Raw genomic sequence first — 14,241 nt, forward strand, 5'->3', positions numbered from 1 at the left:
CCCTCGACCTCACCCCGACCGCCCGCCGCGACCTCGCCGCCGGAGCCGTCGCGACGACGTACCGGGCACGCGCCTGAGCCTCGCTGCCGTCGCTTCAGAAAGGGCAGCCACCCGGAGGAGGCGCGGGTCATCCCGGTGATGCACGTCGCCTTGCTAGGTTCGCGACATGTCCCGACAGATGGCCGATCCTGCGTTCCACGCTAACCAGACCGCACGGGCCTTCACGGCGCCCCACATCGCCCCGATCAACGCCTTCGTGGACAGCATCCGGGATCGCGACGGACGTGGCTGGGTGCCCTACGTCCCGCCTCACCACGGTGGCATAGACGCTCGGGGGATCAGCATCTTGCGCGACCCGGGCCCGGCCACTCAACTCGGGACCGGCTCCGGCTTCATCAGTGTCGAGAACGACGACCCGACAGCCGAGCGAATGGCTCACCTCTTTGATCGCTACGGCATCCCGGCCCGGACCGTCCTGCCGTGGAATGCGTACCCCTGGTACATCGACGCGGCCCCCAGTGCTCAGCAATCGAAGGCCGGCGCCAGCGTTTTCGTCGAACTGCTCGAACTCACGCCGGAGATTGAGGTGGTTCTTGTCCAAGGTCGGGATGCGGAAAAAGCCTGGCGGCGAACTGTCGCCCTCCAACCCCACCTAGCGGACCGCTTCTCGATTCACGCCACCATCCATCCGGGGAGGCAGGCACTCTTCCACCCTGACCCTGAAGAGCGCCGTCGTCGCGTCGCTCATCAAGAGCGCACCTTCGAGGAGGTCAGCGAACAGCTCGCACGTTGACAACAGGAGACGAGGACACCTGCGTGACGCTGAGTCGTCACGGTCTGCGCTCAGCCCCGCCTGTTGGCGAACGGGTAGCTGCCGTACTCAGCCTTGAAAGCCCGCAGGTAGGACTGCTCGACCGCCAGCGCCGACTTGCCCGGTGTCTCCAACCACGCCACCAACAGGTCGCCGGCGATGTCGAGTTGCCACAAGGCGCGGCCACCCGAGTGGTTCTCGGCTTGGCGACTGAAGGCACCGACCCTGGTGTGAAGACCTTCGCGACCTTCGGCCTTCCCGATGTAGACGACGTACGCGCCCATCAACCACTTCCCCTCAAGATGGACGGGGTCGTACGGCATCCGCTTCGTGATGACGTTCGAGGCTAGGAAGGCGGGACGCTCTTCACTTTCGTAGAGCACGACGTACACCCCGTGTCGGCGCGGCGGGAGAGACCGGTCCATCCCGACGAGTGGCACGAAACCGGTGAAGCCAAGTCGTTCCAGTTCTGAACGGTTCCAGGCGCCTGGTAGGGCGATTGCGTCTGTCGTCTCGGGCAAGCCAGCACTGCTCGCATCACCAGTGGCCTCAGTCATCCGCCGATCATGGCAGACCATGGCAATACCCCCGGTCCTGACGCAAGCCACACGTGAACTATTGTCAACTTATACCCGACCCGTGACCGCCCACCCGAGGGCGCGAACGTCCCCGCCCCGGAGGTATCCCCATGAGTGACGACATCGAGCTGATCAGCGACGGAGACGGTGTCGCCATCGTCGGACCCCCAGAAGCCGTCGACCGGTTCCTCGCCGCCGAGGGGCTCTCCTCACGAGACCTTGGTCTAGGTCGAGTCAAGCCGTCGTTCCTCGCCTCAGGGGCTCTCGAGGCTGGCGCGAAGATCGCCGAGAACTCTGGTCGATGGGTCAAGCTGACAAAGGAGTCTGCTGCGGCCATGAACAAATACGGCGTCATGAAGGGCACCGGCAAGGGCCTCAGCCGTGGCGTCTTGACGGAGAACGGCAAGATCAAGGGCCTCATCCAGTTCAGCCGGGGTGGCGTGGGAACCCTGACGAATCCCGCCATGCTCGCCGGCGCCGCAGGCCTCATGTCCCAGATCGCCATGCAGCAGCAGATGGACGAGATCAGCGACTATCTCGAAGAGATCGATGCCAAGGTCGAGGACGTCCTCCGTGCACAGAAGGATGCGGTTCTCGCCGACATGGTCGGCGTCGACCTGGTCATCGACGACGCCATGACGGTTCGCGGCGAGGTAGGGCGTGTGTCCGAGATCACGTGGTCGAAGGTCCACACGACCTCGACGACCATCGCTCGCACGCAGGTCTACGCCCTCCGTCAACTCGACGCCCTGGCCGAGGGACTCGAGAAGAAGAAGATCTCCGATCTCGAGGGCGCCACCCGCGAAGTCGAGTCGAAGGCGCAGGAGTGGTTCGCCGTGCTGGCTCGCTGCTTCCAGCTGCAGGATGCCCTCTCCGTGCTCGAACTCGATCGCGTCCTCGATGCGTCCCCGGACGACCTCGATCGTCACCGACTCGGCCTCACGGCAGCTCGGAACAAACGCCTCGAGGTGATCACGCAGCGGACGGAGCTCCTCGTGGAGCGCCTCGAAGCCGCAGCGGGACTCGCGACGTCGAAGGTCTTGCTGCATCCCATCGCGTCCGGTGCGATCGTCCGATCGAGCAACAACGTGGGTTCCGAGATCACGCGTTTCCAGGACGGCCTCGGCATCGAGAACTCTCACGACATGCAGGAGGCCAAACGCTGGGCAACGGCAGTCGTTGAAATGCGCGATAAGGCTCTCGACCGAGGCGAGGACGGCGTCGACGCCGCCAAGCGGTTGGGTGACGAGACCCTCGATCGAGCGAAGTCCTTATCGGTGTCCGTCACCAGCAAGTTGGCCGAACGAGCCCGCCGCTGGCAGAAGAGCGACTGAGCCGGCCGCGTGGCGCACAAGGCTTCGCCGTCATCGACCTCGACGATTACCGGCTTCTCGCCGCCGCACCACCACCACGTGATTGAGGTGGGCATCGTGCACCTCTCGCCAGATGGCGTTATCGAGCACGAGTTCGAGACCGTCATCAACCCTGGCCGCGATCTCCGCCCTCCACGTGCACAGTCTTCGTTGGGCCGAGGTCAAAGACGCACCCGCCATTGATGCGATCGCCGACGAGTTCATCGAGCATCTTCGAGGGCGCGTCCTGGTCGCCCACAACGCCCGCTTCGAGACGGCCTTGCCCTGCGCCGAACTCGAACGACTCGGCATCACTTCACCCGCCGACAATGCCGACGTCCTCTGCACCATGAAGCTCGCCAAGACCCACCTACCGGGTGCCGGCACCAAGCTTGCGGACGATTGTTCAGCGCTGCGCATTTCACTCGAGGACCCGCATGAAGCCCCCGCTGACGCGCGCACGAAGGCCTTGCAGCTCGGCGAGCACCGCAGCGCGGGGCGGCAGAATGCCGCGTGGTGCCGGGATCATCCGAGTCGGGCCGCTGGCGCAAACGGGCCCAAGCGACGTCGAGTCCCCGACGCTGAATGGGTGCCCCAAAGCAGATCCGCGCCCGCGACCCGACAGAGCACGCTAGCGGGGCCGTCCACGGAGAAGCAGATCAACGCGACACGGGCACGCGGGACGCCGAGGACGGTCAGGCGGGAGATCGGGAGCAGGCGGGCATGATGCTGCACCTCGTATCCCCAGTAGCCGCTTGTCCGCCGATCCGACTCGTCGAGCGGTCGAGCTTGTGGTGGTACCCCACCAACTTGACGGTGGTGCCGACGAACTCGGCCAGCTCACGATTGCTCTGGGCTAAGGCTAGCTCTCCTCGGTCACGTCGGCTCGGGGCCGGTGCGTCACGTAGTAAAGCCGAAGTCCTTGGGGCAGTGGGCAGGGGGCATGGTCAGCTTTTGTGGCGTTCAAGAACATTTGCGTGCCATAAAAGAGCCGTGACCACGGAGCGGAGAAACGACGAGGTGGGCCAGTCACTCGAAGCCCGCCGAACGATGCACGGTGGCTGAGTGGGAGGACCTGTGGCCACTGATGACGCACCTAAGTGAACTCAGCAGCCCATTCGAACCAGGGGGTAGCGTTGAACGACCGTCAACTAAGCTTACGTGCCGAGGAATCAGCTGTGAGGTCGAACCGGGTGGCCGCAAGTCAAGACGCGAATGAATAGGGGCGACCAATGGAACGATTGACGGTGGTCGAGATCTGCGCCGGAGCGGGCGGGCAGGCGCTTGGCTTACACAAAGCCGGATTTGATCATGTTCTGGCTGTCGAAATTGACAAGAATGCCGCGGCTACGCTGCGGGCTAACTCCGAGTGGACAGTGGCCGAGGGCGACGTGGCCGACCAGAGTGTGTGGAATCCGTCGGACTACAGGGGCGTCACTCTCCTAGCAGGCGGGGTTCCTTGTCCACCTTTCTCGTCCGCGGGCAAGCAACTCGGCTCTAGCGATGAGCGCGACCTTTTTGCTTGGGCTGTGGAGCAGGCAGAGAAATTGCAGCCGCGAGCAATTCTTCTCGAGAATGTCCGAGGACTTTCAGCCACCAGGTTCGCTGCCTACCGCCAGCGAATTCTCGATCGCCTGTCCGCTCTCGGATATGTCGCCGAATGGCGACTTCTGCAGGCCGCAGACTTTGGCGTTGCTCAACTCCGGCCTCGCTTCGTCCTCGTTGCACTCAGGCCCGCGGATGCGCGTTATTTCTACTGGCCCTCTCCAAACAAAACGCGCGTGTCCGTGGGGGATGCTCTATTTGACTTGATGGGGGCAAACGGATGGCCGCACGTGGAGGCATGGCGGGCGAGGGCCAACAGCATTGGCCCCACCTTGGTCGGTGGCAGCAAGAAACACGGCGGCGCTGACCTCGGGCCGACCCGCGCAAAACTTGCCTGGCGAGCCCTGGCAGTCGACGGCCGCGGTGTTGCTGATGGTCCACCAGGACCCGACTGGCCACATCCCGACGAGCGCCCCCCGCGCCTCACCATTCCAATGGTTGCGCGACTTCAAGGCTGGTCGGACAACGATTCTTGGGTTTTCACGGGAGGCAAGACCTCTCGATATAGGCAAATTGGAAATGCTTTTCCACCGCCGGTGGCGCAAGCACTGGGCAGTTCGATCGCTTCTGCCCTTCGCCACGAGGGCATCGCTCGCGAGATACCAGACACTGACAGCACAATCCATGACCCCGTATACCGGCGACTCGTCGACGGCGGCGGTTACGTCAGCTCAGCTGCTTTGCTAAAGGTGATGGAATCCGGGAGTACCCAAGCTCATCTGGAGGACAAGATGCGCCAAATTTTGCTCGATTTTGAGCTTGACGTAGAGGTGGTCTCCAATGGGGCACGCTACAAGATTGGCGCGTTCCGCGGTTTTACGGGCCAGACAGACCACCGGCGTCATGATTTCGTGACAAATCATAAGTCGAAGGTCAGTTAGGGGACCCGACCGCGAACGGGCAGAAGTCCTTCATCCAAATTTGGGCACTTGTTGGCGTAGCGGCTTTCAGGTCTTACTGCGCAGCGCTCTCGCCTCCTCGCAAGACGGTCGGTTCGTAAGTGTCTAACACCGAACCAAGACGAACTTTCAGATCCCAGATGTCCTTCTGGAATTGCTGAATCATGCGCGGCACGTCTCTTCCGTCGATTTCGCGAAGAAGTCGGTCCCCCTTTGGCGTTGGGAATTGAACAGCATCCACGACAGCCGCTACAGGGGCTTTTGATGTGCGATCGAAGACCCTTATCTCTTGGCTCTGCCTAGGTTCCGAGTTGTCGAGGAGAACAGATACAGGAAAGAAGCCGAGTTCATTAGCTTCCAGCCACTCTCCTATCTCGACCAAGACGAAGCGGCCCAGACGTTTAGCACCAACTACCTCTCGTAGTTCACCCAGGCTCATACGCACGAATCCGCCCTCGAGGTAGAGGATTCGTCTGCGGAGCTGCGCGGCAGCGTCCAGTCGTTCATCGGCCGCAGCACTGTCACTCATGCACTCCCACCTTCCGGAAATGCTGCAAGCGACGACCCAACAAGATGGCTGACTCTAGGTTGCCCACCGGACTCGAGGAACTTAGAGCCGCATGGTAGGTTACCATCTCATCAGGATTTAACATACTAAGCAGAGCCGCTAGCTTCAGCTCCGCCCTCTGCAGGTCGGTCAAGTCGTTAGATAGACCGGCACATTTTTGGCATAGCACTACCTGAGTGACCCCATCAGCAGGTTCGTTCCAGGCCTTGACCGTTGAGATACCGAGCGTGGCGGTGACACGGGGTTCATCAGGAAAGGGTGTCCCCGCCCGAACCCCGCATGCGCGGCAAGCGAAGTCAGCGTCAACCATGAGTGCCCTACGAACTTTCGGCGAAATGCCGCCGGCCTTGCGCTTTGCTCCGGGTATCCATACGGCATCTCCGATGGACACAAGCCGCAGTTCGTGAGGCAGAAGTGCACCATCCTCTTTATTGGTGTCAATGACCCAGCGATACTCCCGGAGATCACGCATTCTTCTGTCGACCTGACTTATGTTCGGAAAGGCCGCCCGCAGATCCGCCTTCGTAAACACTTCGCCCAGTCCGACTTCATCCTTAAGCCAAATCGCAACGCTCACCATCGTGCCCTGCTTGGGGGGTGTTATAGCCATCGCGGCAGCACGTCCAATCACTCAGAAACAGAGAACTTCTCACTAGGATTGTAAACGCACCCGTGAAGTCACCTAGCAAAGGAGCTGCCTTGCTCGAGCCCACCGACCCCGCTGACGCCGTGCACGTTCAGGCCATGGTGAAACAGCGCGTGGCGACGACCTTGTCGACGCCCGGCTTGCACTCCAGCCTTGAAGTCGCTTGGCGAAGCGGCGCCGTCACTCTTCCAGTTATCTCAATGCCGGTAACAAGCCTAAAGTTCAACCCTGAGACACACCGTATTAAGGCTCAGCGAGACTTCGACGAGCTCGGTGACGCCGCCGTTCGCAACGCCCCGTGGAGCGTCGAAGCCCAGAGCTACCTGGGTCAACTTCTGAGCGCTCTCCCCGTAGATCCATCCAAGACGGACCCGGCGTTTGAAAAGCTTGAGGAAGACCTCCGAGGCCACGGGCAGAAGGAGCCCGGCATCATCACCCCGTCGGGAATCCTCATCAACGGGAATTCCCGCTGCGCAGCTTTGCGCCGCATTGACGAGCCCAACATGCGCGTCGCTGTTCTGCCCAACGATTGGTCTTGGACCGACCTGGCCGAGGTCGAGCTCGATCTTCAGATGAGACGTGATTACAAGCGAGATTATTCGTACATCAACCTCCTCATCGCAATCGAAGAAGCTATCTCTAGCTCAAGTGCTGAGCTCGCATCGAAGGCTTTCCGCATGCAGAAGAGCACACTCGACAAGCACCTCTGGATACTCGCTCTTCTCCGGGACCTATCAGCACAGAGCAAGTCCCCCGCGGGACAGCTGAATCTAAGAGACTTCGAGACCGATCAAGGCAAGCTCGAGGAGCTGCACCGCAGCTACTTCACGGCCCTAAAGAGCGACCCGAGTGGAGCAGAATCTCTAAAGCAAGCGAGGCTGCTGGCCCTGGTTATGAACAAATCCAAAACCGACCTTCGATGGATTTCCAGCGATTTTTACACCACCTTCCTGTCGCCAAGAGTGGACACAGTCACAGTCACAGCCAAAGCCACTGAAGCTACCTCGATACCCGGCCTTGACATTTCCGTTGCCGCTGCCCAGCAAACATCAGCACCCGTTTCTGAGTTGGTCTCGTCCATGGCAAGAGCTAGAGCCGCAGCTAGGTCTCTGAACCCTGCCGAATATGAACCCGCCCAGCAGGCATATGACGACATGAATGACGCCCTCGAAGCCGCTATTAACGCGGCCGGGCGTGACGCCCGGCTTAAGAAACGCAAGGTGGCTGCCATTGAGCACGTGACTACTGCCTTTGATGCCTTAGACGCGGGAGCCGAGGAGATTGCAGTAGCCCGAAGCAAGAATGCCCTGGACGAAGAGCGCTTAAATGAAGCGCTTATGCAGCTCGAGGAGACCTTCAACCGTTTTACCCGCGCAGCACTACGGTCAAGCTCTGCCGAAGGTGCGGGTTTCAAGTGGCTGGAGAAGCTGCAGGACCTGAATTGACGACGCCTGCTTCCGGTATTCGCATATCCGGCGGAGGAAATGGCAAGGTGAGGGTCGAGTCATGGGGGGTTCCTCCCTCGAAACTTGGCCGCGCTCGCTTGGATTTCCCGATCAGTGAAAGCGTCGATGCCACCGCTCTATTGGTCCCGATGGGACATTTTCTCTCCCAAATAAATCGTTTGGCAGCTTGGTCCGCAGAGGAGATCTTGTGGGACTCGCGTCTCGCGCAGCAAGTGACCGACGCCCTTCGTGACGGCGGTTTTGTCGAGCAGCTCTTGGACAACGATTACGCCAGCAAAGCGCCGACGTCGAGCGGGGATGTAGACGAGCTGCTTGCTAGCGCTGCATGGAAGAGTCCCCTAACAAAGTTTCAGCGGGAAAACGTATCTCGTCTCTTGGAAATCAGGCATGGCGCCAACTTTAGCGTCCCTGGCGCGGGAAAGACTCGTACCTCGCTGGCTGTCTACGAAATACTCAAGTCCCAAGGAATCGTCGAGCAATTGGTGGTCGTCGCTCCAAAGTCCGCTCATGGAAGTTGGCTGGACGAGATCGAGACTTGCCTGACCGAGCCGCCCTCCGTCGAGGTGGTAAATGCCGCGCATACCGAGTCAGCTGAAGTCACGATCGTCAACTACGAACGCCTTCAGAGCAACGAGTTCGACCTGGCGCAACGGATATCAGCAAGACCGACCTTGTTGCTACTTGACGAAGCTCACCGGATGAAGCGCGGGGCGGACGGCGCGCACGGCACTATCTGTCTCAGTCTGGGCCCCTTGGCTGCCCGGCGAATGGTCCTGAGCGGCACACCCGCACCAAACGGTGCGAAAGATCTGCAGGCCCTCATGGAGTTCCTTTGGCCGGGGCACGGCTCGGGTTTGGTGGATCGGCAGAGTCAAGGCGGTTCGGCCATTACGCCTCTGTTCGTGCGCACGACTAAAGACCATCTTGATCTGCCGCCTATGCGGCCAACTATCAGGCATCTGCCCCTGCCTCCCCTTCACAGAAAGATTTATGACGCTCTAGTCGGACAACTAGCCCAACGAGTCGACGAGTCCGAGAGCGTGGATGACCTCGGCCGCATTGTGGTCTATCTCTTGATGGCGGCTACATCGCCGGCATTATTAGCGGTGGGCGCCACACGAACCGAAGCCCTCCAATTTCGGGTACCGCCTCTTGCGCTCCCCGTGGGCGACCGAATAAGAAGCCTTATGGCCGAGCTGCCGGAACGAGAAGTCTCTCCGAAAATTCTGGAGGCCGTCCGCATTGCTCGCGACAATGCAAGCAACAATCGTAAGACTCTTATTTGGTCAACTTTTCATCGTAATGTGAACACTCTCCAGAACTTGTTAGCTGGGAGCGGCGCGGTTTCAGTTACAGGAGCGACTGATCGCAAGGACCGGGATGATAATATTCACCGTTTCAAGACTGACGACAACTGCAAAGTACTTATAAGCAATCCAGCAACGCTCGGCGAAGGTATCAGCCTCCATAAGGCCTGTCATGATGCGGTCTACCTAGATCGTGACTTTGCCGCGGGAAGGTTTCTCCAAAGCCTCGATCGCATTCACAGGCTCGGCCTGGAGCCCGACCAAGAGACGCGAGTGACCATACTCGCATCGGAGAACACAATTGACGATCTCGTCAGCGCGCGCCTAGATGAAAAGATCCGATTTATGGACGAAATCCTTGACGACCCTAGTCTTCGCGAATTGACCGACCTCGAGGAAGCCCAAGAGCTAGATCCAGTCATAGATTATTCAGATCAGGAAGCCTTGTATAAATATCTTTTGGGCCATAAGACGGCATGATACCCAAGCCCATCGTGGTCGCGGCCGGACGCTGGATTCGCCTGCTGGAACAACACACGTTTCACGACGCCGCCCGTTTGACGCGCACATCCCCTCCCTTAGCGGATCTCACTCCTGGCCAGTATGAGTCTGGCTGGGATCTACTTGCCGAATGGGATTTACGTCAACAGGGCGAAATTGCTCTCTCGCCCGGCGCAATGGAGCGACTGGTCGAACGGTACTTCATCGAGGCAAATCCTCTGTGGTTGCAGGCCGGTGGAGAGTTCCTGTCGGACGTGGACCTGCTGCCTGTTGACATTGATGAATTGTCCATTGAATTGGATCTGCCCCCAGACAGAGCCTTAACCGTCGCAAGGCGCGTCGTTGGCAAGTATGACGCAAGACGTCAAGCCGAGATCGGCCTGCAGGGCGAACGGGCATTCATCGACTGGTTGACCCAAAGCTCTGACGTGACAGTAGAGCACACGTCGCTGTTCGATGACTATGCCGGGTATGACGTACGAATCTTGAAAGGTTCGCTTGAAGCTCTTTTCGAGATAAAGGCCACAACTCGCGAGGGCCCCACCTTTCGCTTTTTCCTTTCTAGGAATGAATACGAGACCATGCAGACCTACGCCTCTACATGGCACTTGCAGCTCGTGCGCTTGTCAGCAGAGGGCCAGCCGCAGTTCTATTTCCTGGATTCGACCTGGCTTGCCAACGTCATGCCAGAGGACATTCCAACCATTTCAAAATGGGCTTCTGCCGAAATCGTCGTGGACGAGAACCAACTTTCGCGCGGACTTCATTCCGATGCGAGATGGTGTCTTCGCGAGCAAAGATAAGCGTTAAATAAGACTTTCGACGCGATCATGCTGACACTGGTGTAACATAGCAGTAAAAGCTTGGGACGCTCTATGCTCATGACGCGACGACCGTGAGCGTCGCTAATATGGGGACACTAAAGTCAGGCGATGAGAGCCGCCCCGGGAGAACCATACGAATGGCATTGGCAATCACTAGCTGATCTAAATTTGGTCGGGCTGACAGGATTTGAACCTGCGACCCCTTGACCCCCAGTCAAGTGCGCTACCAAGCTGCGCCACAGCCCGAGATCCGGGTTCGAATTGCAACCCAGGTCTTGGTGTTGCCCCGACCGAGGCAACCCCACAACTATAGCCGATGAATGGGTGTGCCTGAGACCGCTTCAGGGCAGGGCGGACCGAACGGAGTGTTTCGCCCCGTTACAGCGCACGGGACGGCAGGCACCCCGCCCACCTACCGTCGTGACATGCCCACCTCGACGACCCGCGCCTCCTCGGCCCTGCCGATCCGTCTGCGCGGCGTCGGGAGGCGCTTCGGCGAGCGCCCCGTCCTCAACGCCCTCGACCTCGATGTCGAGGCCGGCGAGATCATCGCCATCGTCGGACCCTCCGGCTGCGGCAAGTCGACCCTGCTGCGCCAGGTGGGCGGCCTCGACCAGTCCGACTCCGGCACCGTCGACATCGACGACTCCCCCACCCGGCCCACCGACCAACGCTGCGCCATCGCGTTCCAGGAGCCGCGCCTCCTGCCCTGGCGCACCCTCCGCCAGAACGTCGAACTCGGCCTGCCGAAGGGCGAGCGAGGCAGCAAACCAGACAAGGCCGCCGGCCGGGCCCGCATCACCGAACTGCTCGACCTCGTCGGACTCGGCAGCTCGGCCGGCCTCCGCCCCCGCCAGGTGTCCGGAGGCATGGCCCAACGCACCTCCCTCGCTCGCGCCCTCGCCCGGGCCCCCAAGGTGCTGCTGCTCGACGAACCGTTCGGAGCCCTCGACGCCCTCACCCGCCTCCGCATGCACGACCTGCTGCTCGACATCCACCGGGCCGAACCCACCACCGTCCTGCTGGTCACCCACGACGTCGACAAAGCCCTCTACCTCGCCGACCGCATCGTCGTCCTCGCCGACCTCTCGCAGCAGCCGCCCGCCGGCACCACGGCCGCCGCCGACCCCACCGCAGGAGGCGCGGCGCACGCCGTCACCGCAGGACGCGCTCCCAGCATCCAGCGCATCGTCACCGTGCCCGGCGACCGACCCCGCGACCGCGACGACCCCGCCCTCGCCGAGCTGCGCCTCCAGCTGCTCGCCGACCTCGGCGTCCACCGCGTCCACGGCGGCAACTCGACCACCAGCACGCTGACCGCGACAGCCGCACGCACCGGCCACACCGGCACCGCGACCGCACCCGACCACCGCACCGCCCCCGACAGCACGGAGACGAACCGATGACCTTCCGCACCTCCCCCACCACCCGCACCCGCGCCTCCTGGGCTGGCGGTCTCGCCCTCGCCGCGGCGAGCGCCCTCCTCCTCACCGGCTGCGTCGCGGGTGAGGACGCCGGCACCGGCTCGGCCGACGCGGCAGGCACCGGCGCGAGCGACGGCGGATGGTCGACCGACACCCTCGACATCGACTTCGCGACCTACAACCCGCTCAGCCTCGTCGTGAAGGACCAGGGCTACCTCGAGGACGCCCTCGGCGACGGCGTCACCGTCACCTGGACCCAGTCCGCCGGCTCGAACAAGGCCAACGAACTGCTGCGCGCCGGAGCGGTCGACGTCGGCTCGACCGCCGGCTCGGCCGCGTTGCTCGCCCGCTCGAACGGCTCCCCCATCAAGACGATCGACGTGTACTCGCAGCCCGAGTGGTCGGCGCTCGTCGTCCCCGGCGACTCGACCGTCACCGAAGTCGAGGGCCTCCGCGGCAAGACGATCGCCGCCACCACCGGCACCGACCCCTACTTCTTCCTGCTGCAGGCACTCGACCAGGCCGGGCTCAGCGCCTCGGACGTGACGATCCAGAACCTGCAGCACGCCGACGGACGCGCCGCCCTCGAGAACGGCAGCGTCGACGCCTGGTCCGGGCTCGACCCGATCATGGCCGCGAGCGAGGCCGAGTCGGGCACCAAGCTGCTCTACCGCAACGTGGACTTCCTCAGCTTCGGGTTCCTCAACGCGACCGAATCGTTCCTCGAGGCCTCGCCCGACGTCGCGCAGGTCGTCGTCGACTCGTACGAGAAGGCCCGCGCCTGGGCGCTCGAGAACCCGGACGAGACCGCCGCCATCCTGGCCGAGGCCGCCGCCATCGACCCCGCCGTCGCCACCACGGTGATCGACCGGACCCACCTCGACATCGACCCCGCCCCCGGAGCCGACCAGCAGGCCGTGCTCTCGACCGTCGGCCCGATCCTCGTCGAGTCGGGCGACGTCCCCTCGCAGGACGACGTCGACGCCGCCCTCGACTCGCTCTTCGACGACAGCTACGCCAAGGCCGCGTCCACCTCGTGAGCGACAATCTCAGCGGCCGCGAGGCGGACGCCCGCCAGGTCGTCCGCTCCGAGGCGACGCGCGGCTCGGGCACCGTCGTCGCCGGAGCCCGGCGCGGCGACGTCAGCCACGCCGTGACCGGCACCCCCCTCGAGGAGGCGCGGGTCGCGTCCGACGCGCACCGCGCCTCCTCGTCCGGACTGCAGGAGGCGCGGGTCGCCGAGAACGGACGCCGCGCCTCCTCGACCGGGTCGCCCGTCCCGCGACGCCCGGGCACCCCGGGCGCGACCCCTCCCCGCCGCCTGGCACTGCTCGGGGTGCTGGTGCCGGCCGCCGTGCTCGCCGCCTGGGTGCTCGCCACCACCGTCGGCGGAGTGCCCTCGTATCGCCTGCCGTCCCCCGCGGACGTGGTGCGGGCAGGAGTCGACCTCGCCGCCACGGGCCAGCTCGGCCTCTACGTGGCCATCTCGGTGCAGCGGGTGCTGATCGGGTTCGTGGTCGGGTCGGTGATCGGGCTGGTCGTCGGCGCGGTCGTCGGGTTGTCGCGGGTGGGCGAGGCGCTGCTCGCACCGTCGATCGCGGCCGTGCGCGCGGTGCCGTCGCTGGCCTGGGTGCCGTTGCTGATCCTGTACCTCGGCATCGGCGAGGACTCCAAGGTGACGCTGATCGCGATCGGGGCGGCCTTCCCGGTGTTCACCACGGTCGCGGGGTCGCTGCGGCACGTCGACCCGCAGCTCGTCGAGGCCGGACGCGCCTACGGCCTGCGGCGGGTGCCGCTCTTCACCCGGGTGCAGCTGCCGGCCGTGCTGCCGTCGCTCGTGTCGGGGCTGCGGCTGGCGCTGGCGCAGGCGTGGCTGTTCCTGGTCGCGGCCGAGCTGATCGCGTCGTCGATGGGCCTCGGCTTCCTGCTGACCGAGTCGCAGTCGAACGGACGCGTCGACCGCATCTTCCTCGCCATCGTGCTGCTGGCGCTGCTCGGGACGCTGAGCGACACCGTGCTGAACGTGGTGCAGCGCGTCGCGCTGCGCCGCTGGCGGTAGGCGTCGGGCGGCGACCGGCGTGACCTCGCCATGATGTGAACACGCCGCCACGCGATCTCGTGGCGGCGTGTTCACATCATGGCGGGGTGGGCGCCGACGTCCCCCCCCCCCCACCACGCCCCCCCCCGGACCCCCCCCCCCCCCGGGCGCCCCGGGGGGGACACAAAGCCACCGCCCCGTCTCCTTTTCCCCTCTCCCGCC

General features: G+C 63.0%; 12 protein-coding genes and 1 tRNA gene. 10 read left to right on the plus strand and 3 right to left on the minus strand.

Features of this window, described 5'->3' with window-relative positions:
* Positions 1-166: 166 nt before the first annotated feature.
* Entirely contained in the window at positions 167-793 is a 627-nt protein-coding gene (locus AEQ27_RS01290) for a uracil-DNA glycosylase (RefSeq protein WP_054145038.1), read from the plus strand.
* A 50-nt stretch (positions 794-843) separates the two neighbouring features.
* On the opposite strand, the gene AEQ27_RS01295 is transcribed toward AEQ27_RS01290, so the two are convergent.
* On the minus strand, positions 844-1,368 hold the full coding sequence (locus AEQ27_RS01295) for a hypothetical protein (protein WP_152970074.1): 525 nt from the start codon (positions 1,366-1,368) through the stop codon (positions 844-846).
* A gap of 131 nt (positions 1,369-1,499) precedes the next feature.
* Between AEQ27_RS01295 and AEQ27_RS01300 the strand changes: the two genes are divergently transcribed.
* From AEQ27_RS01300 to AEQ27_RS16270, 3 genes are all read left to right on the plus strand, one after another.
* Positions 1,500-2,723 carry a hypothetical protein gene (locus AEQ27_RS01300; RefSeq protein ID WP_054145040.1) on the plus strand — a complete coding sequence of 408 codons (1,224 nt, stop codon included), beginning with the start codon at positions 1,500-1,502 and terminating at the stop codon, positions 2,721-2,723.
* Positions 2,724-2,835: 112 nt separating this feature from the next.
* Entirely contained in the window at positions 2,836-3,468 is a 633-nt protein-coding gene (locus tag AEQ27_RS16265; RefSeq protein WP_082383134.1) for a 3'-5' exonuclease, read from the plus strand.
* A gap of 505 nt (positions 3,469-3,973) precedes the next feature.
* Positions 3,974-5,227: a DNA cytosine methyltransferase gene (locus AEQ27_RS16270; protein WP_082383135.1), complete on the plus strand. Its 1,254-nt coding sequence runs from the start codon at positions 3,974-3,976 to the stop codon at positions 5,225-5,227.
* Positions 5,228-5,300: 73 nt separating this feature from the next.
* Here AEQ27_RS16270 and AEQ27_RS16915 read toward each other — a convergent pair whose 3' ends face one another.
* Positions 5,301-5,774, minus strand: a complete 474-nt coding sequence (locus AEQ27_RS16915; RefSeq protein WP_152970075.1) for a hypothetical protein — start codon at positions 5,772-5,774, stop codon at positions 5,301-5,303.
* Positions 5,775-6,512: 738 nt separating this feature from the next.
* Between AEQ27_RS16915 and AEQ27_RS16920 the strand changes: the two genes are divergently transcribed.
* From AEQ27_RS16920 to AEQ27_RS01310, 3 genes are all read left to right on the plus strand, one after another.
* Positions 6,513-7,904 carry a transcriptional regulator gene (locus AEQ27_RS16920; protein ID WP_152970076.1) on the plus strand — a complete coding sequence of 464 codons (1,392 nt, stop codon included), beginning with the start codon at positions 6,513-6,515 and terminating at the stop codon, positions 7,902-7,904.
* Between the two features lie 98 nt (positions 7,905-8,002).
* Positions 8,003-9,712, plus strand: a complete 1,710-nt coding sequence (locus AEQ27_RS16275) for a DEAD/DEAH box helicase (protein ID WP_152970077.1) — start codon at positions 8,003-8,005, stop codon at positions 9,710-9,712.
* Positions 9,709-10,536: a protein NO VEIN domain-containing protein gene (locus AEQ27_RS01310; RefSeq protein WP_082383137.1), complete on the plus strand. Its 828-nt coding sequence runs from the start codon at positions 9,709-9,711 to the stop codon at positions 10,534-10,536. The genes AEQ27_RS16275 and AEQ27_RS01310 overlap by 4 nt, the downstream gene beginning before the upstream one ends.
* A gap of 190 nt (positions 10,537-10,726) precedes the next feature.
* On the opposite strand, the gene AEQ27_RS01315 is transcribed toward AEQ27_RS01310, so the two are convergent.
* Positions 10,727-10,803 (minus strand) — tRNA-Pro (locus AEQ27_RS01315).
* Positions 10,804-10,982: 179 nt separating this feature from the next.
* Between AEQ27_RS01315 and AEQ27_RS01320 the strand changes: the two genes are divergently transcribed.
* From AEQ27_RS01320 to AEQ27_RS01330, 3 genes are all read left to right on the plus strand, one after another.
* On the plus strand, positions 10,983-11,963 hold the full coding sequence (locus AEQ27_RS01320) for an ABC transporter ATP-binding protein (RefSeq protein ID WP_082383138.1): 981 nt from the start codon (positions 10,983-10,985) through the stop codon (positions 11,961-11,963).
* Complete coding sequence (locus AEQ27_RS01325; protein ID WP_054145043.1) at positions 11,960-13,021, plus strand: aliphatic sulfonate ABC transporter substrate-binding protein; 1,062 nt, start codon at positions 11,960-11,962, stop codon at positions 13,019-13,021. The genes AEQ27_RS01320 and AEQ27_RS01325 overlap by 4 nt, the downstream gene beginning before the upstream one ends.
* Before the next feature lie 179 nt (positions 13,022-13,200).
* Complete coding sequence (locus AEQ27_RS01330) at positions 13,201-14,040, plus strand: ABC transporter permease (RefSeq protein ID WP_054145044.1); 840 nt, start codon at positions 13,201-13,203, stop codon at positions 14,038-14,040.
* Positions 14,041-14,241 lie beyond the last annotated feature (201 nt).

Origin of the sequence: Frigoribacterium sp. RIT-PI-h (assembly GCF_001297205.1) — a bacterium.
Classification (GTDB): Bacteria; Actinomycetota; Actinomycetes; order Actinomycetales; family Microbacteriaceae; genus Frigoribacterium.

What these genes read in the sequence shown, in the direction of transcription:
- AEQ27_RS01290 (WP_054145038.1), top strand. Translation starts at nt 167, where the DNA reads ATGTCCCGACAGATGGCCGATCCTGCGTTCCACGCTAACCAGACCGCA.
- AEQ27_RS01295 (WP_152970074.1), bottom strand. Translation starts at nt 1,368, where the DNA reads ATGACTGAGGCCACTGGTGATGCGAGCAGTGCTGGCTTGCCCGAGACG.
- AEQ27_RS01300 (WP_054145040.1), top strand. Translation starts at nt 1,500, where the DNA reads ATGAGTGACGACATCGAGCTGATCAGCGACGGAGACGGTGTCGCCATC.
- AEQ27_RS16265 (WP_082383134.1), top strand. Translation starts at nt 2,836, where the DNA reads ATGGCGTTATCGAGCACGAGTTCGAGACCGTCATCAACCCTGGCCGCG.
- AEQ27_RS16270 (WP_082383135.1), top strand. Translation starts at nt 3,974, where the DNA reads ATGGAACGATTGACGGTGGTCGAGATCTGCGCCGGAGCGGGCGGGCAG.
- AEQ27_RS16915 (WP_152970075.1), bottom strand. Translation starts at nt 5,774, where the DNA reads ATGAGTGACAGTGCTGCGGCCGATGAACGACTGGACGCTGCCGCGCAG.
- AEQ27_RS01310 (WP_082383137.1), top strand. Translation starts at nt 9,709, where the DNA reads ATGATACCCAAGCCCATCGTGGTCGCGGCCGGACGCTGGATTCGCCTG.
- AEQ27_RS01320 (WP_082383138.1), top strand. Translation starts at nt 10,983, where the DNA reads ATGCCCACCTCGACGACCCGCGCCTCCTCGGCCCTGCCGATCCGTCTG.
- AEQ27_RS01325 (WP_054145043.1), top strand. Translation starts at nt 11,960, where the DNA reads ATGACCTTCCGCACCTCCCCCACCACCCGCACCCGCGCCTCCTGGGCT.